1 protein-coding gene and 1 pseudogene are annotated in these 859 nt (G+C 31.7%); both read left to right on the top strand.

All coding sequences use genetic code 11. The features are described 5' to 3' along the window. The coding region (locus ACFO5Y_RS11670) for a Mu transposase C-terminal domain-containing protein (RefSeq protein ID WP_380706730.1) at positions 1-680 on the top strand (680 nt) is incomplete at its 5' end. After that, positions 673-859, top strand: a pseudogene (locus tag ACFO5Y_RS11675) (AAA family ATPase); the annotation flags it as partial. The gene ACFO5Y_RS11670 and the pseudogene ACFO5Y_RS11675, both read left to right, overlap by 8 nt.

An 859-nucleotide genomic window follows, 5' to 3' on the forward strand; every position in this document is an offset into this window, starting at 1 on the left:
TAAAAATCAATCTTATTTTTTCTACGGTAGGTATGCCAAGAGGACGGGGGAAAATAGAACGTTTCTTTTTAACAATTAATCAATTATTTTTGCAAGATTTACCAGGTTACATTGGGAATCAAAATACTTTAAATCTTCTTACGATAAAAGAGCTTGATGAGAAATTAGCGCATTTTATTATATATGACTATCACCATAGAGTGCATGGCACTACAAAACAGGAACCTATAAAGATGTGGAATAATTCAGGATTTCTTCCTCATCAACCAGATAGTCTAGAAAGTTTAGATTTATTGTTATTAAATGTTGGAAAGCCAAGAAAAGTTCATTCTGATGGAATTCACTTCCAAGGTTTAAGATATATTGACACCAATTTAGCAGCTTATGTAGGTGAAACTGTTATCATTCGATATGATCCAAGAGATATTGCTGAGATTCGTGTATTTTACAAAGACCAATATTTATGTACGGCAATTTCTCCTGAAATTTCTGATTACGAAGTCGATTTAAAAGAGATTGTTGCGGCACGTAATAAAGCACGGAAAAACCTTGAAAATCAGCTCCATTCTGGAAATAATATTGCGGAAGAACTTATTTCATCTAAGCAGAAAGAGTTAGATAATCCTGTAAACAAAAAAGATTCTAAGAAGTCAAAAATTAAGAGGTATTACAATGAATAAAACACCCTATTTTATTGAAACAAAAGAATATAAACGCTTTGTAGAATTTTGTCAGGCATGTATCAAATACAAATATATCGGAATTTGTTATGGATTACCCGGAGTTGGGAAAACTTTATCCGCTAAGCAATATTCAAATTGGAATTGGGTCGAAAAACAAATTGATTACAAAAAATCGG

Origin of the sequence: Ruoffia tabacinasalis, from assembly GCF_042652985.1 — a bacterium.
Lineage (GTDB): Bacteria > Bacillota > Bacilli > Lactobacillales > Aerococcaceae > Ruoffia > Ruoffia tabacinasalis.